General features: G+C 66.0%; 1 protein-coding gene. It reads right to left on the reverse strand.

The features are described 5' to 3' along the window. Positions 1 to 259 (reverse strand): EF-Tu/IF-2/RF-3 family GTPase (locus ASG87_RS19165; RefSeq protein ID WP_268761797.1); only part of this gene is annotated, 259 nt, incomplete at both ends.

The following is a 259-nucleotide window of genomic DNA, read 5'->3' on the forward strand; positions in this document are numbered from 1 at the left end:
TTCGTCCTTCGACAGCACGTACACCTCCGCCTCGAAGTCCGTGTGCGGGGTGATCGTGCCCGGCTTCGCCAGCACCTGGCCGCGCTCCACGTCGTCGCGCTTCAGACCGCGCAGCAGCAGGCCCGCGTTGTCGCCCGCCTGGCCCTGGTCCAGCAGCTTGCGGAACATTTCCACGCCCGTGACCGTCGTCTTCTGTGTGTCGCGGATGCCGACCACTTCGATTTCGTCGCCGACCTTGATGATGCCGCGCTCGATACGA

This window comes from Frateuria sp. Soil773 (genome assembly GCF_001428405.1).
Lineage (GTDB): Bacteria > Pseudomonadota > Gammaproteobacteria > Xanthomonadales > Rhodanobacteraceae > LMSL01.